19 protein-coding genes are annotated in these 20,641 nt (G+C 72.2%); 10 read left to right on the top strand and 9 right to left on the bottom strand.

Features of this window, described 5'->3' with window-relative positions; genetic code table 11:
- Positions 1-3: 3 nt before the first annotated feature.
- The 3 genes from D6689_06085 to D6689_06075 form a co-directional block, all read right to left on the bottom strand.
- Positions 4-1,323: a zinc-regulated TonB-dependent outer membrane receptor gene (locus D6689_06085; GenBank protein RMH43143.1), complete on the bottom strand. Its 1,320-nt coding sequence runs from the start codon at positions 1,321-1,323 to the stop codon at positions 4-6.
- 123 nt (positions 1,324-1,446) lie between these two features.
- Complete coding sequence (locus D6689_06080) at positions 1,447-1,821, bottom strand: hypothetical protein (GenBank protein ID RMH43142.1); 375 nt, start codon at positions 1,819-1,821, stop codon at positions 1,447-1,449.
- Between the two features lie 104 nt (positions 1,822-1,925).
- Positions 1,926-2,678: a phosphoadenylyl-sulfate reductase gene (locus D6689_06075; GenBank protein ID RMH43141.1), complete on the bottom strand. Its 753-nt coding sequence runs from the start codon at positions 2,676-2,678 to the stop codon at positions 1,926-1,928.
- A gap of 87 nt (positions 2,679-2,765) precedes the next feature.
- Here D6689_06075 and aspS point away from each other — a divergent pair, with 87 nt between their 5' ends.
- A complete protein-coding gene (gene aspS / locus D6689_06070; GenBank protein ID RMH43140.1) occupies positions 2,766-4,556 on the top strand; it encodes an aspartate--tRNA ligase in 1,791 nt (596 codons plus the stop codon).
- Positions 4,553-6,196: a glycerol-3-phosphate dehydrogenase gene (locus D6689_06065; protein ID RMH43139.1), complete on the top strand. Its 1,644-nt coding sequence runs from the start codon at positions 4,553-4,555 to the stop codon at positions 6,194-6,196. Before aspS ends, D6689_06065 begins: the two co-directional genes overlap by 4 nt.
- 161 nt (positions 6,197-6,357) lie before the next feature.
- Here the strand turns inward: D6689_06065 and D6689_06060 are convergent, their stop codons facing one another.
- Positions 6,358-7,011 carry a transcriptional regulator gene (locus D6689_06060; protein RMH43138.1) on the bottom strand — a complete coding sequence of 218 codons (654 nt, stop codon included), beginning with the start codon at positions 7,009-7,011 and terminating at the stop codon, positions 6,358-6,360.
- A gap of 66 nt (positions 7,012-7,077) precedes the next feature.
- On the opposite strand from D6689_06060, the gene D6689_06055 reads away from it, so the two are divergent.
- A complete protein-coding gene (locus D6689_06055) occupies positions 7,078-7,851 on the top strand; it encodes a hypothetical protein (protein ID RMH43137.1) in 774 nt (257 codons plus the stop codon).
- Between the two features lie 125 nt (positions 7,852-7,976).
- Here D6689_06055 and tatA read toward each other — a convergent pair whose 3' ends face one another.
- Complete coding sequence (gene tatA, locus D6689_06050) at positions 7,977-8,231, bottom strand: twin-arginine translocase TatA/TatE family subunit (protein ID RMH43136.1); 255 nt, start codon at positions 8,229-8,231, stop codon at positions 7,977-7,979.
- 122 nt (positions 8,232-8,353) lie between these two features.
- On the opposite strand from tatA, the gene D6689_06045 reads away from it, so the two are divergent.
- On the top strand, positions 8,354-10,327 hold the full coding sequence (locus tag D6689_06045; GenBank protein ID RMH43135.1) for a LysM peptidoglycan-binding domain-containing protein: 1,974 nt from the start codon (positions 8,354-8,356) through the stop codon (positions 10,325-10,327).
- Positions 10,328-10,371: 44 nt separating this feature from the next.
- Here D6689_06045 and D6689_06040 read toward each other — a convergent pair whose 3' ends face one another.
- Positions 10,372-11,154: a hypothetical protein gene (locus D6689_06040; protein ID RMH43134.1), complete on the bottom strand. Its 783-nt coding sequence runs from the start codon at positions 11,152-11,154 to the stop codon at positions 10,372-10,374.
- Here D6689_06040 and D6689_06035 point away from each other — a divergent pair.
- Both D6689_06035 and D6689_06030 read left to right on the top strand, forming a co-directional pair.
- A complete protein-coding gene (locus tag D6689_06035) occupies positions 11,105-12,523 on the top strand; it encodes a molybdopterin molybdenumtransferase MoeA (protein ID RMH43133.1) in 1,419 nt (472 codons plus the stop codon). The two genes, D6689_06040 and D6689_06035, sit on opposite strands and share 50 nt — an antisense overlap.
- Positions 12,520-13,362 (top strand): RluA family pseudouridine synthase, encoded by an 843-nt coding sequence (locus D6689_06030; GenBank protein RMH43132.1) that lies wholly within the window; start codon positions 12,520-12,522, stop codon positions 13,360-13,362. The genes D6689_06035 and D6689_06030 overlap by 4 nt, the downstream gene beginning before the upstream one ends.
- 9 nt (positions 13,363-13,371) lie before the next feature.
- Here the strand turns inward: D6689_06030 and D6689_06025 are convergent, their stop codons facing one another.
- Both D6689_06025 and D6689_06020 read right to left on the bottom strand, forming a co-directional pair.
- Positions 13,372-15,639 (bottom strand): serine/threonine protein kinase, encoded by a 2,268-nt coding sequence (locus D6689_06025; GenBank protein ID RMH43131.1) that lies wholly within the window; start codon positions 15,637-15,639, stop codon positions 13,372-13,374.
- 52 nt (positions 15,640-15,691) lie between these two features.
- Complete coding sequence (locus tag D6689_06020) at positions 15,692-16,612, bottom strand: hypothetical protein (GenBank protein RMH43130.1); 921 nt, start codon at positions 16,610-16,612, stop codon at positions 15,692-15,694.
- Between D6689_06020 and D6689_06015 the strand changes: the two genes are divergently transcribed.
- The 4 genes from D6689_06015 to D6689_06000 are packed head-to-tail and all read left to right on the top strand — an operon-like array spanning position 16,611 to position 19,442.
- Positions 16,611-17,378: a serine/threonine-protein phosphatase gene (locus tag D6689_06015; GenBank protein RMH43129.1), complete on the top strand. Its 768-nt coding sequence runs from the start codon at positions 16,611-16,613 to the stop codon at positions 17,376-17,378. The two genes, D6689_06020 and D6689_06015, sit on opposite strands and share 2 nt — an antisense overlap.
- Entirely contained in the window at positions 17,378-18,037 is a 660-nt protein-coding gene (locus D6689_06010) for an HAD family hydrolase (protein ID RMH43128.1), read from the top strand. Before D6689_06015 ends, D6689_06010 begins: the two co-directional genes overlap by 1 nt.
- 33 nt (positions 18,038-18,070) lie before the next feature.
- Positions 18,071-18,595 carry a hypothetical protein gene (locus D6689_06005; GenBank protein ID RMH43127.1) on the top strand — a complete coding sequence of 175 codons (525 nt, stop codon included), beginning with the start codon at positions 18,071-18,073 and terminating at the stop codon, positions 18,593-18,595.
- Entirely contained in the window at positions 18,579-19,442 is an 864-nt protein-coding gene (locus D6689_06000) for a hypothetical protein (GenBank protein ID RMH43126.1), read from the top strand. Before D6689_06005 ends, D6689_06000 begins: the two co-directional genes overlap by 17 nt.
- Here the strand turns inward: D6689_06000 and D6689_05995 are convergent.
- Positions 19,402-20,641 (bottom strand): PAS domain S-box protein (locus D6689_05995; GenBank protein RMH43125.1); only part of this gene is annotated, 1,240 nt, incomplete at its 5' end. The genes D6689_06000 and D6689_05995 overlap by 41 nt on opposite strands.

Genomic DNA, 20,641 nt, shown 5'->3' with positions numbered 1-20,641 from the left:
CTCCTAGAATCGATGTGCGCCGTGGCTGCCGATCACGAACTCGGCCGTGGCGAACACGCCGGCGTAGGGGTGTTCGCGCCACCGGGGCGCGTCGAGGTTGGCCTGCAGGCGCAGGCGAGAAAACTCGGTCGGCCAGAACGTGACCGACACGGCCGCGCGGTGCCGGTCCGCGGGCGCGTCCGCGTCCAGGTCGTCCGTGCTGCCGTACTCGTAACGCGCGCCGGTCGCCCACCGGCGCGCGAACTGCCACGTGATCTGGCCGTAGCCGCCGTAGTCGACGAACGTCGCGCCGCCGACGCGGCGCCGCCGCGCGAGCGCCTCGATCTGGAGCGCGACCTGGGTGTAGCTCGCGCGCGTGATCGGACGGTACTTGAGGTAGAGATCCGTGCCGCCGATGGTCTCGCCGCGGGTCATCGACGCCGACAGGCCCCACAGTAGCGACCAGTCCGGTGCGAGTTCGAAGAACTGGTTGACCTTCGCCAGGTACGTGAGGTCGGCCAGATCGTGGACGTGTGGCTCCGCGCCGGCGTCCGGCTCGGCCGCGTCGTGGTCGCCGTGGCCACCGAGGTTGCCCGGGTTGACCGCCGAGCCGATCAGCTCCACGTACCACGGCAGCGGCGCCAGCCACGACACCTCGAGCCCCGTACCCCGCTGCCCCTCGCCCGACAGCATCCGCGACAACACGAACGGTTGATCCGCGAACGACCACGCGTGCGGGTGTCGGTGGTTGAGCCGCCCGAAGCGCGTGAACATCTGGCCGGCGCGCACCTGCAGGTTGCCCGGCAGTGCGAGCGTCGTCGCGTACGCCTCCTCGACCTCGACCCCCTCGGTGAGGAACACGATGAACGCGTCGAGCCGGAAGTACGGATCGACCGCCTTGTAGAGGCTCAGCTCGAGCTGCTGGAAGGTGAACCCGTTGCCGGCCGGGTCGTGACCGCCAGCCTGCAGCGGCTCGTCGTCGGAAAACCACGCCAGCGCCGCGTCCAGCACCGCCGAGATGTCCGGGTTCAGCGTGCCGGCCGCGCCCGCGCCGGGGCCGGCCGGCGCCGGACGCGCCTCGGCGGCGGTCGCGGTGTCGGCGGCCATCGCCGCCTCGATCTCTGCGAGCTCCTCGGGGGACACGTCGTCGCCCGCCGCGCCGTCGCCCGCCGCGCCGGCGTCCGCGCCACCTCCGGGCGTGGCGGACGGGCGGGCGGCCGCGCCCGCGTCGTCGCGTCGTGGTGCTGTCGGGGGCGGGCCGGCGTCGGTCGCCTGGGCGCGGGCCGCGTGCGGCGCCAACGCCAGCGCGATCCCGACCGGCACCGCGTGGGTGAGTCGGACCATGCTGTCTCCTGAGCAATCGAGTGGAACGCCGGGGCTCGCGCTCGTCGACCGCGAGCCCCGACCCGTCGGCCGACGCCGCGGCGGCCGCTCGCGCGGCCGCGGCGCCGGCACACACACGGCGCATCAGGAGGCCGGCGGCGACGTCTTGGGCGCCACGTGCAGAAGGTCGCCCGTCGTCACCTCGGCGAGCCGCCCGACCTGGACGACCGGCGCCGCACCGGCTCCCCGCGCCGCCTGCGGCGCGTCCACATGCGCGGCGATCCGCACCAGCGCGCGGTCGAAGCTGCACGCGTCGTGGTGGTCGCGGCCGGATGGCGACGTCACCGCGTGGCGCGACGTCGCCGGGGCGCCGACGGGAGCGTGTTCCACCGCGCCGTGTTCGGCGCAGTACTCGTGCACCTCGGTCACCCCGTCGGCGACCGCGCCGAGCGGCACCGCGAGCCACAGCGCCGCGAGCGCGGCGGCGATGGCGCGATGGCCGGCAGACCGGGTGACCACGGATCTCGCCTAGCACGCGCCGCGCCCCCGATCAAGCCGCGCGCCGTTCGGGACGCCCCGGCGAAGCGGCGGGGTCCCACCGCCGCCGCGCCGCAGGCCCCCCGTCAAATCGAGTAGTCCGGCGGCTCGTGGATGCCGCACTCGGCCTTGCGCCCGTTCCACCGGCCGGCGCGCTCGTCCTCGCCCTCCCGCACGGGCCGCGTGCACGGCCAGCAGCCGACCGACGTGTAGCCGCGGTCGAGCAGTTCGTTGTAGGGCACACCGTTGTCCATCACGTAGCGCCACGTGTCCTTGCGGGTCCACCGCGCGAGCGGGCACACCTTCACCAGCGGCGTGCCGTCGGCGTGGCGCAACAGTTGTACGTGCGGCGTATTGGCGCGCGTGGGCGACTGGTCGCGCCGCAGCCCGGCGATCCAGCCGTCGAGTTCCGCGAGCGCGCGCCGGTTCGGCTCGACCTTGCGCATGCGGCAGCACGCATCCGAGTCGGTCTCGAACAGCTTCAACCCGTAGCGTCGCTCTTGCTGCGGCACCGTGAGCTCCGGCTCGAACGTCGTGAGGTCGATGCCGTATTTTTCGACGAACGCGTACTTGAGCTGCTGCGTCTCGCGAAACAGGTAGCCGGTGTCGATCGTGAACACGCGCACGTTCGGATCGATCTGCAGCGCCATGTGAATGAGCGCGCACCCCTCGAGCCCGAACGCGGTCGAGATCGCCACTCGCGGCGCATAGGTCGCGAGCGCGAACGCGAGGATGTCCTCCGGCCGAGCCGTCTCGAACGCGCGGCTGCGCTCGGCCACCCAGCCCGGGTCGAACCGCTCGTCGCTCGGCGCGGGAACCTTATTCTTGAGTGCTGACATCGGAAAACCGAACTATTTTCTTGTACCGCGTCATCCGCGCGAAAACAAGCGGAATCCGCGCCGGGTTGGCGCTACGATGCGCGGCCCATGAGCGGCTTCCTCGCCACGCACAAGAAAACTCACAGTTGCGGCGCGCTGCGCGCCGCCGACGTCGGCCAGCGCGCCGTGCTCACCGGCTGGGTCGACGTCCGGCGCGACCACGGCGGCTGCGTGTTCGTCGATCTGCGCGACCGCGACGGCATCACCCAGGTTGTGTTCGACCCGCAGGTGTCGGCAGAGGCCCACCGCCTCGCCGGCGACCTGCGCAACGAGTACTGCATCGGCGTCGCCGGCCAGGTGCGCTCGCGCGGCGACAACGTCAACCCGAACCTGCCGACCGGCGAGATCGAAGTCGCGGCGGACGAGCTCGAGATCTTCAGCCCGTCGGCGACTCCGCCCTTCCAGATCGAAGACGACATCGACACCAACGAGGCGCTGCGCCTCAAGTACCGCTACCTCGACCTGCGGCGCCGTCCGATGCTCGAGCGCTTCCGCCTGCGCTCGCAGATCTACCAGACCACCCGCCGCTACCTGGGCGAGCACGGCTTCTTCGAGGTCGAGACGCCGTTTCTCGTCAAGTACACGCCCGGCGGCGCGCGCAACTTCCTCGTGCCGTCGCGCCTGCATCCGGGATCGTTCTACGCGCTGGCCGAGTCCCCGCAGATCTACAAGCAGTTGTTGATGGTCGCCGGGTTCGAACGCTACTACCAGATCGTCCGGTGCTTCCGCGACGAGGACCTGCGCCAGGACCGCCAGCCGGAGTTTTCGCAGATCGACATCGAGATGTCGTTCGTGCGCGAGGACGACATCATGGAGCTGGTCGAGGGGCTGTGCGCCGCGCTGTGGCGCGACGTCCTCGGCGTCGACCTGCCGCGGCCGTTTTTGCGGATGTCGTGGCGCGAAGCGATGGATCGCTACGGGGTCGACAAGCCGGACCTGCGCCTCGACCTCGAACTGTGCGACGTGACCGACGCCGCCCGCGGATCCGGCTTCCGCGTGTTCGACCAGGCGATCGACAAGGGGCACATCGTCAAATGCCTGCGCGTGCCCGACGGCTCGCGGCTGTCGCGCTCCGACCTCGACCGGCTCACCGACTTCGCCAAGCCGTTCGGGGTCAAGGGCGTGGCGTTCGCGCGGGTGCAGGACGGCGGCGCGTGGCAGGCGCCGTTCGCCAAGGTGTTCGCCGACGCCCAGCGCGAAGCCGTCAATGCGGCGGCCGGCGCACAGCCCGGCGACGTGCTGCTGTTCGTCGCGGATTCGTTCAAGACGGCCAACACGTGCATGGGCGCCATCCGCCTGCACATCGGCGACAAGCTCGGGCTCATCCGCCGCGACGAGTGGAAGCTGATGTGGCTGGTGGACCCGCCGATGTTCGAGGAGGCCGACGACGGCACGCTCCAGGCCGCGCACCACCCGTTCACCCATCCGCGCATCGAGGACGAACCGTACCTGGACACGGATCCCGCGCGCGTGCTGTCGCGCGGCTACGACCTGGTGTGCAACGGCGTCGAGGTCGCGGGCGGGTCGATCCGTATCCACCGTTCCGATCTTCAGGCCAAGGTGTTCAAGGCCATGTCGATCTCCGACGACGAGGCGCGCGCCAAGTTCGGCTTCTTGCTCGACGCGTTCCAGTACGGGCCGCCACCGCACGGCGGCATCGCCTTCGGCCTCGACCGGTTGGCGATGCTGCTGTCCGGCGCGCCGTCCCTGCGCGACGTGATCGCGTTCCCGAAGACGCAAAAGGGGACCGACCTGATGACCGACGCGCCGACTCCGGTGGCGCCGGCCCAGCTCGAGGAGCTGTACATCCGCGTGGTCGACGAGGTGGCGAACAAATGACGAAAGCGGCTCCGTACGATGTCGTCGTCCTCGGGGGCGGCATCACCGGCGTGGGCATCGCGCGCGATGCGGCGCTGCGCGGGATGACCGTCGCGCTGTTCGAGAAGCGCGACGTCGCCGCGGGCACGTCGTCGAAGTCGTCCAAGCTGATTCACGGGGGCCTGCGCTATCTCGAACACGGCGAGTTCGGCCTGGTGTTCGAGTCGGTGAGCGAGCGCGCGGTGCAGCGCCAGGTCGCGCCGCACCTCGTGCGCCCGTTGCCGTTTTTGGTCCCGGTCTACAAGGATGCCAAGCCCGGCCTCGAGATCCTCAACATCGGCCTGTGGATCTACGACACGATGGCGCTGTTCCGCGCGCCGAAACTGCACCGCACGTTCCGCGGCGACCGCGCCGCCGAGCTCGAGCCGGCCCTGCGCAAAGACGGCTTGCGCGGTGCGATCGAGTACTACGACTGCGTCACCGACGACGCGCGGCTGGTCGTCGAAAACGCGATCGACGCGGAGGCGGCCGGCGCGGACATCCACACGTACACCGAGGTCGTCAAGATCCTGCGCACCGGCGGCCAGGTGTCGGGAGTGCGCGTGCGCGACGTGTTCACCGGTGCCGAGCGCGAGGTCGCCGCCAAGTGCGTCATCGTCGCGGCCGGACCGTGGACCGACGCGCTCGAACGCAAGCTCGGCCTCGGCTTCGGCCGCCGCATCCTGCGGCCGACCAAGGGCGTCCACATCGTGTTTCCCCGCGACAAGCTGCCGCTGCGGCGCGCGATCACGCTGATCTCGCAGACGGACGGCCGCGTGATGTTCGCGATCCCGTGGAAGGGACGCACGGTGCTCGGCACGACCGATACCGACTTCGACGGCGACCCGGACGACGTGCACGCCGACGCGGCCGACGTGCGCTACCTGTGCGACGGCGCCAACGCCTACTTTCCGGACGCCCACTTCCGCCCGGACGAGGTGATCGCCACCTGGGCCGGGTTGCGCCCGCTGATCGACGACCGCCACGCGTCGACCGGCGAGGTGTCGCGCGAACACGAGATCTACGTCCACGACGACGGCGTGATCGTCATCGCCGGCGGCAAGCTCACGACCTACCGGCGGATGGCCAAAGAATGCGTGAAGAAGGCGATCAAGTGGCTCGACGCCAACCGGCGCGCCGACTTCGACGCCGAAAGGCTGCGCCGCCCGCGCACGAAGACGCGACCTCTGCCGGGCGCGGCCGGGTTGCCGCGCCGGAGCATGACCGGCGTGCGCGAATTCGCCCACCGCCTTGCCGACGAGTTCGGCATCGCAGCCGACACCGCGACGCACCTGGCCAACACCTACGGCACGCGCGCCAAGAAACTCGCCCGCGCAATCCACGACAACCCGTCGTTGGGCGAACGGATCAACGACGACCTGCCCTACGTCTGGGCCGAGATCGACTTCGCGGTGCAAGACGACATGGCGCGTACGGTCGATGACATCCTCGCGCGGCGCGTTCCGCTGCTGCTCGTCGGCCGCGACCAGGGCCTCGACGTGGTCGACCGCGTCGCCGACCGCGCCGCGACGCTGCTGGGCTGGCCGGCGGACGTGCGCGCCCGCCACGTCGACGCGTATCGCGCCGAGGTCGCCGCGTCGCGCCGGTTCCGCGGCGGCTGAGCGACCCGCGCGGGCTCCGACCGCGGCACATGCCGCCGGGTCACCCGCGGCGCGTGCAGGCGGGTCGCGCGCGGTCGCCGCGCGCGGCCCGGGCCGGCCCGATGCCGTCGCGCGGCCGAGCACCGCCGCGAACGCACCCGCGGCCGCCGGCCGGAACCTCGCTATGCGTCGTCGCCGGCGCCGCGATCCGACCCTGCCGCGCGGCCCGCGGCAGGAGCGCCCGCGCCGTTGGCGGCCGCTTCCTCGCGCTCGAGCTGCGCGAGCTTCTGCTCGAGCTCCGCGATGCGCGCGCCGAGTTCGCGCACGTCCTTTTGCAGGCCGGCAAACGGCGAAATGCCCTCGACGACGTTGCGGATCCGGTCGTCGACGCGCTTTTGCCACTCGTCGATGGTTTTTTGCGTGTGCGCCAGCCACTCGCGGTATTCGCGCAGCGTGCGCGGCACGGGCGCCTTCGCCGGCGCGTCACCGCCGGCGGCTTCGGCGGCGTCGCCGGCCTCCGACTCCTTCTTGGCGAACGCCCCGGTGACGCGGCGCTGCGCCTCGCTCACGAGGTGCTGGATCGAGTCGCCGCCGGTCTGAATGATGTTGCGCATCGCCTGCAGCGGCAGGAAGCTCTTTTGCTTCTTCTCTTCCTCGAAGATGATCTGAGCGAGCGTCACGGAGGTGAGGTCTTCCTTGGTCTTGTTGTCGATGATCTTGACCTCGTCGCCCGCGCGGATCATGTCGGAGATCTGATCGAGGGTGACGTACCGGCTGTGCTGGGTGTCGTACAGCTTGCGGTTCGCGTAGCGCTTGATAATTCGCGGCTCCGACATGTTCCTCTGACCTATCACGCCGGCGCCCGGCGTGACAACGACGCACGATCGCGGAATGATCGGCGCGTGGCCGACCGACGCGATCCGCGCACGATGCGCGCGAGCCGCTCGCTCGAGCGGCAACTGAGCGCGATTCGCGAACCGGCGATGCGCCAGCGCGCCCTCGCGCGCACCCTCGCCACGTGGGAGCCCGCCGAGGCGGTGACCGCGCTCGACGCGCTGCTCGAACGCCACCGGCGCCGCCCGTCGGCGGACACCGCGCTGGCCCTCGAAACCCTCGCCGCCGCGCTCACCGCCCCCGACGTCCTGCCGTACCCGGTGCGAGCCGACCTGTACGAAGCCGCCGTCGACCTGGGCTGCGACGCCGTCCGCCGCATGTTGCTCGACGCCTCACCGGCGGCGCCGCCCGGCGACGACCCGGCGGCGGAACGCCCCCTGCGGCCCAAGGGGCGACCGCTCACCCTCGGCGAGCGCAAAGCGCTGGCCCGCGGCCACGCGCGCGGCGTGCTCGAAGCCCTGCTGCGCGACCCGCACCCCGCCGTGATCCGCATCCTGCTCGCGAACCCGCACATCACCGAGCGCGACGTGCTCGCGATCGCCACGCACCGGCCGGGCCGCCCGGACGCGCTCGCCGAGATCGCGCGCTCCGACCGCTGGATCGCGCGCTACCGGGTCAAGCGCGCGCTGGTGTTCCACCCCGACACCCCGGCGCACATCGCCATCCGCCTGCTCGCGACCCTGCACGCGGCGGACCTGCACCGAGCGGCCGGCGACGAGAACCTGCCGGCGCCGGTGCGCGAGCAAGCGGCGGCCCTCGTCGCCCGCGGCGCCACGGCGTGAGCGCGCCGCCGAGCCGTACCGGCCGGCCGCCGGCGCGACGGGCTCGACGCCCGGCGCCTCCGCCCGTGCGTCGCCCCGCAGCGCGATCCGCGCCGCGGCCGCAGGCTCGCCGCGCAGCGGCGCGCTCAGTCCTTGGCCGCGGTCTTGACGACCTCGGCGTCCTCGGCCGGCGGCGTCGCGCCGTCCGCGATCTCGCCGCGCGCCCGATTCGCCGGCAGCTCGTCGCGCTTGGCGACCTCGATCTCGTCGTCGCCGGACGCGGCTCGCTTGAAGTTCTTGATGCTGCGCCCCAGCGCATCGCCGATGGCGGGAAGCTTCCCGGCGCCGAAGATCAGCAGCACGATCACGAGAATGATGAGCAGTTCGCCCATTCCGGGCATGGCAGGCTCCTCGACAGGTTGCGGCGATAGTGTACCCGGTTTGCACGCCGGCGCCCACCGCCCGCGCGCCCGGCTTCGCTCATTTTTTTGCACCGGGCCGACCTCCCTCTAAGCTGACGGAGATGACCTCGCGCGCCCTGCCCTCGACCGCGCTGGCGATCGCCGCGCTGGCGGCCGCCGCAGGCGCCCGCGCCGACACGGCGCCGACGGCACCCGGGCCGCAGGCGTGTCCCCCGGGGCCGCCGCCACCGGCCGCTCAGCCGCCGCTCCAACCGGACGACGATCAGCGCCGCGCGGTGCGCGCGTGCTCGGTCGGACGCGACTGCCACCGCGCCGCCGATCTGATGCTGGAGTTCGAGCGCGAGACGTTCCCGCGGCCGGGGCACGGGTCGCCGTGGATCGACGTGGACGGCCCGATGGCGCGCGCCGACGCCAGCCGGGGCCACCGCCACGCGCCCGACAACGATCCGCGCGCGCTGCGGCCGGACCTGCCGTGGCTGGCCGACCTCGAGCTGCCGGACCTGCCGGTCCACTGGGACGACCGCATCATCGCCTACCTCGAGTTCTACAAGAACGACCCGCGCGGCCGCACCATCATGGCCGCGTGGCTGCGCGACCAGGGCCGATTCGCCGACCTCATCCTCGACGCGCTGCGCGACGCGCGATTGCCGGAGGATCTGCTGTACGTGGCGATGATCGAGTCGTCGTACGACGTGTGGGAGTACTCGCGCACCGGCGCAGCGGGGCTGTGGCAGTTCATGCCGGGCACGGCGCGCATCTACGGGCTGCGCGTGGACCGCTGGGTCGACGAGCGCTACGACCCGGTGCGGTCGACCGAGGCTGCGGTGCTCATGTGGCAGGACCTCTACCAGCGGTTCGGCAACTGGGAGCTAGCGCTGGCCGCATACAACGCCGGCTACGGCAACGTGGCGGCGGCGATCGCCAAGTACAACACGAACGACTTTTGGCAACTGCTCGAGTACGAGGCGGGGCTGCCGTGGGGGTCTCGCATCTACGTGCCGAAGGCGATCGCGACGGCGATCGTCGGCCACAACCGCGAACGGTTCGGCTTTGCCGACATCGAACCGGCACCGCGACACGAGTTCGACGTCGTCACCGTGCCGACATCGGTTTCCTTTGCAACGATCGCGCGCGCGGCCGGGACGGACGCCGACACCATCGCCCGCCTCAACCCGCACCTCAAGCGCCGACGGACACCGCCCGGCGAAGCGAACTTCCCGGTGCGAATCCCGAAGGGCCGCGCGGCGCTGTTTGCCGAGCGGTTTCCGCAGCTGCGCGGCGACTGGGACGGCTACACCGCGTACGTCGCCCGCCACGGCGAGCGCCTCGAGGACATCGCGACGACGTTTGGGTTGTCCCGCTCCGAGCTGGCCGAACTCAACGGCATCACCGACGAGGCCGAGATCAGCGGCGGCATGACCCTCGTCGTGCCCGTCGTGAGCGAGGAGCAGCAGCGGGAGAACCGCAAGAAGGCGCACGACGATCTGTACCGGTCGAGCCTGCCGCCCGGCGGCCCGGACGATCCGCTGCTCGTCGCGGTGCCCGACAAGGATCTGCGCGTGCCCGGCAAGCGGCGCTGGTTCTACCGCGTCGTCGCCGGCGACACGCTGTGGGGCATCGCAAAGGCGTGGCACGTGGACCTGCGCGCGCTCGCCGAGTGGAACGGACTGAACGCGGACGCCCATCTGCAGCCGCGGATGGTGCTCCAGGTGTGGGCCGCGCCCGACTTCGACCCGAACGCCCACGGCATCGCGGTGCTCGACGAGACGCGGCTGCACATCGTGCAGGCGGGCTCGGAAGAACACATCGCGCTGGCGGAGGGCCGACTCGGCCGCCGGCGGACGATCTACACCGTCAAGCGCGGCGGCACGCTCGCCGACGTCGGCAAGCTCTACGGCCTGTCGAAGTACGATCTGGCGCGCATCAACCGCAAGCCGCCCGACACCGAGTTGAAGGCCGGCGACCAGGTCATCGTCTACGAGGTCGTCGACCCGAGCAAGTCGCGCCGCGCCGCCCGCCAGCTCGAGCGCCAGCGCAAGGCGCAGCGGCGCTCGAAACGCCGCAAGCGGCGGTAACGCGCGAGCGTGCGGCGTCACCGCGCGGTCGCGGCGCCGGGCGCTCAGCGATACGGCGCGGCGGCCGACAGGGCGGCCCGCGCGGCGACCGCGAGCGCGGCGTCTCCGCGCGCGGCGCTCGCGTCGGCCACTTCCTCGACCGCGCGGCGCCCCCGCTCGCGCGCGAGCCGCCGCAGCACGTCGGCCGCGGCGTCCCCGCGGCCGCGCCGCAGCTCGCAGCGCGCGCGCAGCAGGAGCAGATCGCGGCGCAGCGCCGAACCCGCCCGAGCGAGCAGCGACTCGTCCACCGCGCGCAGCGCGGCGTCGACGCGCCCGTCGACCTCGGCCACGCGCGCCCACGCGTACACCGCGATCGGCCGCCGCGCGCAGCGCGGCGCCGCGAGCAGCCGGCCCGCGACCGGCCGCGCCTCGTCCACGCGCCCGAGCTCCGCCAGCGCGATCGCCCGCACCGCATCGGCCACCGGATCGGCGCCGACTCGCGTGAACGCCGCGTCGGCGGCGAGGAAGTCGACGACCTCGCCGGCTTCGCGCAGCCGGTCGCACTCGGCCAGCGCCAGCAGCAACGCGCGCGCGACCGGCGCCGTGCGCGGGCTGCCGGACCGCTTGAGCGCGCGGAACCGGCGCCACAGCGCGCGCGACCGCCGCCACGCGGCGCGCGGGTCGGGCCGGGCGGACGGCCACACCGCGCGCCGCCGGCCGAGGCCGAAGTAGTCGACGGCGAGCGCCGCGCCCGTGAGCGCGACGACCGCTCCCAACACCGGCAGCAGGACGACCCACGTGCCCGCGCGCCACGCGCTCGCGAGCGCCAATCCGATCACCGCCGCCACCGCGCCCCCGAGGAACCGCCAACTGGCCGACGCCATGGTCAGCGCACGGCTACCGCGCGGGCGGGCCCCCGGCGCAGCGAAGCGACGCGCCGGCGCCGGCGGCGCCGAGGCCGCCGCGCGCGATCGCGACCAGTTACGACCATACCCGGTCAGACTACAGTACATTCGGCGCGTGCTCACGGTGAAAGATGCTGCGGCCCGCATCCGCGCGAAAACGACCAGGCTGCCGGCCGAATCCGTCGCCCTCGGCAGCGCCGACGGCCGCGTGCTCGCCCGCGATGTCGTGTCGCGGCGCGCACTGCCGCCGTTCGACAACTCCGCGATGGACGGCTTCGCCGTGCGTGCCGCCGACCTGCCCGGCACCCTCGCGGTCGTCGCCACGATCGCGGCGGGCCAACCGCCCGGCGCGGTCGACATCGGCCCGGGCCAGGCGGCGCGCATCATGACCGGCGCCCCCGTGCCGCCCGGCGCCGACGCGGTCGTCATGAAAGAAGACGCCGACGACCGGGGCGATGCGGTACACATCGCCGGCCCCGCGCGGCCCGGCCAACACATTCGGCGCGCGGGCGAAGACGTCGCGGTCGGCGACGTCGCGCTGGCCGCCGGGCTCCGGCTCGGCCCCGGCGAAATCGGCTTGCTCGCCGCGCTCGGCTGCACCGAGGTCCCGGTCGGTCGCCGGCCCCGCGTCGGCATCTTGTCGACCGGCGACGAACTCGTCGACGTCGATGTCGAGCCCGGCCCCGGTCAGATCGTCAACTCCAATGCCTACGCGCTCGCCGCCCAGGTGCGCGAAGCCGGTGGCGAACCGGTTGCGCTCGGCATCGCTCCCGACGACGCCGGTGCGATCCGCGACCACCTCGCGCGAGGACTCGCGTTGGACGTGCTGTGCACGTCGGGGGGCGTCTCCGTCGGCGACTACGACCTGGTCAAGCCGTGCCTCGAACAGCTCGGCGTATCGCTCACCTTCTGGAAGGTCGCGATGAAGCCGGGCAAGCCGTTGGCGTTCGGCGTCGCGCCGACCGGGACGCTCGTGTTCGGGCTGCCCGGCAATCCGGTGTCGTCGATGGTCGTGTTCGAGCTGTTCGTGCGACCGACACTGCTGTATATGCAAGGATCTGCATCGCCCGAGCGCCGGCGCGCGCCGGTGACGGTCACCGCCGACTACGCGAAAAAGCCCGGCCGCGCCCACTACGTGCGCGCGGCGCTTCGCGACCGCGACGGCGAACTGGCGGCGACCCCCAACCCGCGGCAGGGCTCCGGCATGCTGCGGTCGATGGTCGGCGTCGACGCGCTGCTGGAACTCGACGCCGACCGCGGCGACGTGCGCGCCGGCGACCGCGTGCCCGCGCTGCTGCTGTTGGCGCGATGATCCGATTCGTCGTCACGTCGGACGAGGCCGGCCGCATCGACCGCATCGTGCAGCGCCGCTACCCCTACGCGAGCCGCCGCACGCTGGCGCGCTACTTCGCCGACGGCAACGTCCGCGTCGACGGCGCCGTCGCGCGCAAAGGGACATGCGTTGCCGCCGGCGCGGTCATCGATCTGCGCGCGCCGCCGCCGGCGCCGGACGACCTACGGCCGGTAGCGGACGGCGGCGCGCCGCTCGCGGTGCTGTACGCCGATGCGGACCTGGTCGCCGTCGCCAAACCGGCCGGCATGCCGAGCCACCCGCTCGCGGCGGGCGAGACCGGCACGGTCGCGAACGCGCTCGTCGCCCGCTTTCCCGACTGCGCCGGCGTCGGCGACGACCCGCGCGAGGCGGGACTCATCCACCGCCTCGACACCGGTACGACCGGCGTGCTCGTCGCCGCGCGGTCCGCGGCCGCCTGGCGCAGGCTGCGCGCCGCCATGACCGACGGACGCGCACGCAAGCACTACCTCGCACTGGTCGCGGGCGCCGCGCGCGACGGCGAGGCGTCGTCGCCCATCCGCGGCCAGCCGGCACACACCGCCTGGTCCGTCGTCCGCCGAGTCGGCGAGTGGACTCTGCTCGCGTGCACTCCGACGACTGGCCGCATGCACCAGATCCGCATCCACCTGTCGCGCGCCGGCCATCCGATCGTGGGCGACGTCCGCTACGGCGGGCCGCCCGCCGGACTCGTCGGCCACTTCCTGCACGCGGCGAGGCTCGTTCTGCCGGGGCGCCCGCCGATCGAAGCGCCCATGCCGTGCGACCGCGCCGCGCTGCTCGCGGCGGCCGATCGATGACGCCCCCCGCTACGCCGGCCGAGCGAGTTCGGTCATCACGAGCAAGTACAACACGCGCATGAACCGCGTGCGCTGTTCGACGTCGTCGTAGCGGTCGACGAGTTCGCCGACAGACCGCGAACCGTCGAGCTGGTTGAACACGTCGCGCGGCGCCGCCCCGAGGCGCAGCTGTTCCGGCGAGAACGCCGGCTTGCGCGCCGCGACGAACCGTTCGTCGCGATGCGCGTCGATCCACGCCTCGATCCGCTCGAACTGGACCGCCATGGCGCCGGCGCCGAGCACCTCGAACGGGTCGAGATCGAGCGGAAACGCGTCGCGCTCGTTGCGGACGCCGTCGTACCAGGAAAACTCCCCCTTGGCCCACGTGCACACGTCGATCACCTTGCCGCGAACCTGCTGGGTGAGCTGGCGGAACACGTCGAGCGGCTTCATCAGGCCGAGACCGACGAGCGTGTCGCCGAGCTTGCCGCCGTAATGGGGCATCATCGCGAGCGCCATCGACAGCTCTCCCTCGGAGATCACCTTGTGCGCGACCAGGTACTCGCCGAACAGCTCCGACGCGAGGTTCGACGCGACGTACTCCGGCTGTCCGCCGACCAGGAAGATCTCCTTTTTGATCGAGCCGATCGAGACGACGAGCAGGCCGGTGGCGCGGGCGACCGCCAGCCGGCACAGGACGCGGATCGGCGGCACCTGCGCGAGATCGCCGCGGTCGTCCGGCTCGGCGGCGACCGACTCGACGACCAGCGCCGGACGCCTGGCCCGCGCCTGCTCGATTTCGTCCTCGGACGGCTCGATCACGCGACCCGCCGCGTCCCGCGGCAGCGCGTTCTCGACAGCCTCGACGATGTCGTCGAACGCGATCTCCTGGGTGGTCGGAGCGCGCGCCGACGGTTCGTCGTCGTCTGCCCGCGCAAGTTCGCGCGCGAGATCGCCGAGCTGGTAGTCGGCCGAATCGACGTTCACCTCGTCGATCACGATGCCGTCGTCGGTCTCGGCGCGGGCGCCGGCTTCGCCGGCCTGCGTGTCGCGCCGCGCGCGCTCGGGCGGCGTGCGAGACCCTGCCGGTGGCGAGCCGTCCGCCGCCGGCTCCTGCTCGATCAGCACGACCGGCTGGCTTTCGAGGCCCCGTTGCTCCCCGAGCGGAATGCCGTCGAGTTCGCCGGCGACCAGCGCGATCGCCTCCTCCATCGACGCGGACGCGGGAAACTGCTCGCGTTCGCCGCGGTCGTCTCCCGCGGGCGCAGCCGCGCCGGGCGGCGGAGCGGGCTCCGTCGCGTTCGCGACCCGCCGGCGATGCGCGGGCGCGGCGGCTTGCGGCGGGGCGTCGAGCTCGGGCGAACGGCTGGCGCGCTTGCGCGCCCACGCGGCGTCGTACAGGTCGTCGACCAGCGCCGCCACGTCCTTCGGCGTAACGCGGTGACGGCGCTCGAACATCCACTCGCCGAGTGCGTCGCGGAACTCGCCGCCCGACTGATAGCGGTCGTCCGGGGCTTTCGCCAGCGCCTTGCGAATGATCGCGAGCAACTCGGGATCGAGATTCGCGCCGTACTTGTCGAGCCGGTGCAGCTTGACGTCGCGCACCATCAGCAACACGTCGAGTTCGTTCGGCGAGATGAACAGCCGGCGCCCCATCGCCATCTCGGCAAGCACGATGCCGCACGAAAACAGGTCGGACCGCGCGTCGAGCGGTTGGCCGACGACCTGCTCGGGCGCCATGTAGCCGTACTTGCCCTTGAGCGTCCCCGCGCGCGTGTGCTGGTCGCGCTCGGCGGCCTGCGCGATGCCGAAGTCGACGAGCTTCACGTCGCCGCGCCTCGACACGAGGATGTTCGACGGCGAGATGTCGCGGTGAACGATGTTGAGCGGCTTGCCGTCTGCGTCGGTCTGCTGGTGCGCGAAGTCGAGCGCGTCGAGGACCTCCATCGCGATGTGCACCGAGATCGGCAGCGGCAGCTTCTGCCGGCGGTGCGCGGATTCCCGCAGCATCGCGAGGACGTCGAGCCCGTCGATGTACTCCATCGCGATGTACAGTTGACCGTCGAACTTTCCCAGCTCGAGGGTCTGCGCGATCTTGGGATGCGACAGGCGCGCGGTGATCTTGGCCTCGTCGATGAACATCGCGGTGAAGTGTTCGTCGCCGGCCAGATGCGGCAGGATCCGCTTGATCACCACCTGCTTGGTGAACCCGTGCGCGCCGGACACCTCGGCCTTGAACAGCTCGGCCATGCCCCCGATGGCGAGCCGTTCCACGAGCCGGTAGCGCCCGAACTCCATGGGAAACGTCGATGCCACGACTTGGCTCAAGATGGTAACACTTTTCGCGAGGTTACGGTCCGCGGCGGCGGGAATAGGCGAAATCGGACCGCTCGAGCGCGGCCCCCAACGCCTCCCAGAACCGCTGTCGCACCTCGAACGCCATCCCCGCGGCGCCCGTCACGCGCCGCCACGCCGATACCCCGCGGTCCGACAGACCGCACGCGACCAGCGCGACCCGGCCGGCGATCTTGCGGTGGCTCGCATACTCGCTCAGCGCGGCCAGAATCTCGGGGTCGTCTTGTGAGGACAACCCCGACGCATCGACGATGACCACGCGCGCTCCAACCCGCGCGATCGTCAACGCGAGGCGGGCGAACACGCCGCGCAACCCGTTGACGCGCGCGTCCCCGATCGGGAACGCCGCCGGCACGTCGGGCGCGACGAGCACCACGGGCGTGCGGTCGACGAGCTGCTCGTGAAATCGCTCGGTCACCTCGGCGCGGCATCCCTGGGCGAACGCGTCGAGCGCGACCGCGGAAAACCAGTCGAACAGATGAAAGAGCGCATCGCGCTCGCCGTCGCTCGGATCGTTGTGCCCGAGACGATCGAGGAGCGTGTCGCGCAGCGCGCAGACCAACGCGGCGGCGTCGAATCCAGAGCATCCGGACGCCGACAGGTGCGCGCCGAGGAACGACAGTCCCTTCTCCACCTCGCGCAAACTCGGCGCGCCCGGTCGCACGTCGTCGGCCGCCAGCGCGACCGCCAGCGCGGCCACCAGCGGCTCGCACTGCGCGCCCAGGGCATCGCGGTCGACCGCACCGGGGAGGCGCAGCGGCGACCGGACGTAGCGGTCGAGCCATTCGGACAGCACGTCGCCCGCACCGCCGACCAGCGCGGCGGCGACGCCCGCGAAGCGTGGACCCGGTTCCACCGACACAGGGTACCGCGGCCGCTTGAAGTACGCGAGCCCCGGCGCGTACGATGGCGACATGCGGACCGTATCCGTTGGGCGCAGCGACGTCGGGCGCAAGCGCGTCGTGAACGAGGACGCGTATTTTCGCGACGACGACCGCGGGTTCTACGTCGTCGCCGACGGCGTCGGCGGCCACTCCAAGGGCGAAGTCGCGAGCCAGGAAGCCGTCGAGCAGCTGCGCATGTGGGTCTACGGCGCCGCGAACTACCTCGACCAGTGTCTCGCCCGCGCCTCGGTGGATCCCGAAGCGCGCCGCGAAGTGCGACGGCTGCTCGAAAGCGGCGTGCAGTCGGCCTGCTACATGGTCCACGGCATGGCGGAACTCGACCCGGCCAAGCGAGGCATGTCCACCACCGTGTCGGCGCTGCTCGTCGGCGACGGCTTCGCATACGCGGCACACGTCGGCGACAGCCGGGTCTACCGCGTGCGCAACGGCGACGTGCTGCAGATCACCGAGGACCACACGCTCATCAACTACAAGCTGAAACACGGCCTGATCACCCCCGAGGAGGCGCGCACCGCCGGCGGAAAGAACGTGATCACGCGCGCCGTCGGCCACAAGGACTACGTCCAGGTCGATACCGCCGACATCGACGTGCGCCCGGGCGATCGGTTCTTGCTGTGCACCGACGGGCTGCACACCTACTTGCGCGACGACGCCGAAATCGTCGAGATCCTCGCGGGCGAGGACATCCACGCCGGCGCCGATGCGGCCATCGCCCTGGCCAACGAGCGCGGCGGCCGCGACAACATCACGGCGTTGATCGTGGACATCCTGCCCTGATGTTGCTCGTGGTCGACCTCGACGGCACGCTCGTCGACTCGCTGGACGACATCCGGTTCGGCATCCGCGCCGCCCTGGCCGCGATCGGCATCGCGGCGACCGACGACCTGATCGACCTGTGCCGCCGCGGCGTCGGGCTGGAGGTGTTCTATCGCCGCGCGACCGGCCATGCCCCCGGCGCGGCCGACCAGCGCGCTCGCTTCGACCGATTCGTCGCCGCCTATCGCGACGCATACGCGGCGAGCCCACACGACACGCGCGCCTACGATGGCGTCGCCGACACGCTCGCCGCCCTGCGCGCGCGGCACCCGCGCCTGGCCGTCGCCGTCGCGACCGCGAAGCGCACGGCGATGGCGCGGCAGGTGATCGACTCGGTCGGCTTGGCGCCCCTCGTCGACGCGGTGGTCGGCTCCGACGGCCTGCCGGCCAAACCCGACCCGGCGATCGTCCGGCGGGCGGCCGCCGCGGTGCGGCGACCGCTGGCCGGCGCGGTGATGGTCGGCGACACGGACCGCGACGTCGGCGCCGCGCGCGCGGCCGGCTGCGTGGCGTGTGCCGTGACCTACGGCGGGTGGACGCGGGACGAGCTGGCCGCGCTGGCCCCCGACTACCTGCTCGACCGGTTCGCCGACCTGCTCGACGTCGCCGCACTCGCGTGACCGGCCGCGCGGCGGCCGCGCTACCATCGCCGCATGCGCCTCGCCTGCCTCGCCGCGGTCGCTGGAGTCGCCACCGCCGCTGCCAGCGCGCGCGCCGAGCCGTCCGCTCCCGCGTGGCACGCCGGCCTGAACCTGCGCGCCGAACTCGGCACGCACCCGATTCGCGCCGGCGGCGGCGCGACAGTCGGCCCCGTGCGGCTCACTCTCGTCCTCGACCCGATGTTCTGGACGGACGGCCAGCACGACGTCGACGCGCTGTCGGAGTGGCGCGTCACGCCGGCCGGACTGGCGCTTTTGGCCGGCGCGCGCACGACGGCGATCGGCATCTCCGGAGGCCGTCACTTCCAACACAAGTTGCTCGTCGGCGTCACCGCTCCGATCGACGCCCTGTCGACCGGGCCACTGCGCGCGCGCTGGGGAATCGAGGCGGCGACGGTCATCGTCAAACACGGCGCCGGGCTGCCCGCCGAGTGGCTGTCTTTGGCCAGCGGCCGCGACTTCATCGATCTGATCAACTTCGCCATGTTCGTGCGGTTCGAATATGAGGCGCGGCGTTAGCGCCATCGCACGCGCCGCCGTGGTGGTGACGATCGCGACGACCGCGTGCGATCGACCGCGACCGCTCGTCATCTGCCACAACGCCAACTGTGTCGAGCCGCCGGAGCCGCGGAGGGACGACACGCTCGACGCGCTGCGCGCATCGCTCGCCCTGGCCGTCGACGGTCGTCCTGCGATCGACGGCGTCGAGATCGACCTGTTTTGGCACGGACAACAGAACCGCTGTCTGTTCGCCCACGACCTGTCGACGACCCCCGCGGCCAGCGCCGGCGACGTCGCCGCCGAGCTGGCGCAATACATCGCCAGACCGGAGCCGATCGCGTCGCGCGACGACGTGCCGTTTACCGTGCTGATCGAACTCAAGGGCCACGTCGGCCCCAGCAAGTCCGACGCGCACACGCCCGCGCAGCGCGCAGCGCACGCGGCGTGCGCGGTCGACGTCGTCGCGACGCTGGATGCCGCGGCCGCGACCGCCGGCCGCGACGTCGACCTCGTCGTGACCTCGTTCGACCCGCGCCTGCTGGCCGCCGTCGCCGCCGAGCCGCGCTGGCGCCTGCCGCCCGCGCGGGCGCGCCGGCGGCTCGGCGCGATCGTCGGCATCCCCGCGCCGCTCGACAGCCAGACGCGACCGCTGTCCGAGTTCGGTGCCGAGTTGGGCATAGACCTCGTCGAGGTACACCCGCAGTGGCTGCTCGACGGGCAGTACGAGGCCTACGACCACGCGGGCTACGAACTCGCCTTCTGGATGTTCTCCGCGACGGTCGAAACGCTCGTCGCCATCGACCGCTACGAGCCGGCCATGGTCGTCACGAGCGAGGCGCGCCTTGTGCGCCGCTGGCTGCGGTGACGTCGCCGGCGCGGGCGGGCAGCGCGATCCAGAACGTCGCTCCGCGACCCGGCTCGCCCTCGGCGCGGATCGTCCCGCCCATGCGCGCGATCGCGCGCTGCGCGGTGACGAGGCCGAGCCCGGTCCCATCGTAGTCACGCGCGCCGTGCAGCCGGCCGAACGTGCCGAACAGCGCGTGTGCGTACTGCATGTCGAAGCCGACGCCATTGTCGCGCACGTACAGCTCCACCACATCCGGTTGCCGGCGCATCCCGATCTCGATCCGCGCGGTCGCGGTGCCGCGAGTAAACTTGAACGCGTTGTCGACCACGTTCGCGAGCGCGATCCGCAGCAGCGCCGGATCGGCGACGACGCACATCGCCGGTTGGATGTGCACGTCCGCGGCGCGGTCGCGATAGTGCACCCGCAACTCCGCGACGACGTCGAAGGCCATCTGGCTCGCGTCCACCGCCCTCACATCGAGCGGCCGGTGTGACACCCGCGCCAGTCCGAGCAGCGCGTCGACGATCTCGCCCGCCCGCTCCGTCGCGCGGCGGATCCGGGCGACGTGGTCAGCGCCCGCCGCAGACAGCGGTTCGTCTTCCACGAGCGCGTCGGCGAACCCGGCGATCGCGCGCAGCGGCGTGCGCAGATCGTGCGCGACCGCATGGGCGAACCCTTCCAGTTCGTCGATCGCGCGCTCGAGCTCCGCGGTCCGCTCGCGCACCATCGCCTCGAGCCGATCGCGGTGGGCCGCCAGCTCGCGCTCGAGCCGCTTGCGTTCGCGGATGTCGGTGATGCTGCCGCGCAACACCAGACCGTCGGTGGCCGGGAACCGGCACAGGCGGACCTCGCACGGAATGTCGCGCCCCGCCGCGTCGCGGTGCATCCACTCGAACACCGGCGTGCTGCCGTCCACCGCCTGCATGATGTACTCGGCCGCCGTCGCATCCGATGGGCGCCCGTCGGGCTGCACCGGCGGGCTCATGTCGACCGGGCCGACCTTCAGCAGCTCGTCCACCGGCAACCCGAACAGCGCCGACGCATTGTCGTTGCAATCGACGAAACGGCCCGACTCGACGTCGAGCAACACGATCGCCTCGGGAGCGTTTTCGACGAGCGCGCGAAACCGCCGCTCGCTCGCCGCCAGCTCGTTTTGCAGGCGCGCCTGCGGCGTGATGTCGCGCGTCACCATGACGACCCGCGCGCCGCCGCCACCG

The sequence above is a fragment of the Deltaproteobacteria bacterium genome (assembly GCA_003696105.1).
In the GTDB taxonomy this organism is placed as follows: Bacteria; Myxococcota_A; Polyangia; order Haliangiales; family J016; genus J016.
The sequence above is the reverse complement of the archived record's forward strand: the minus strand, read 5'-3'. Positions and strand labels throughout refer to the sequence as shown.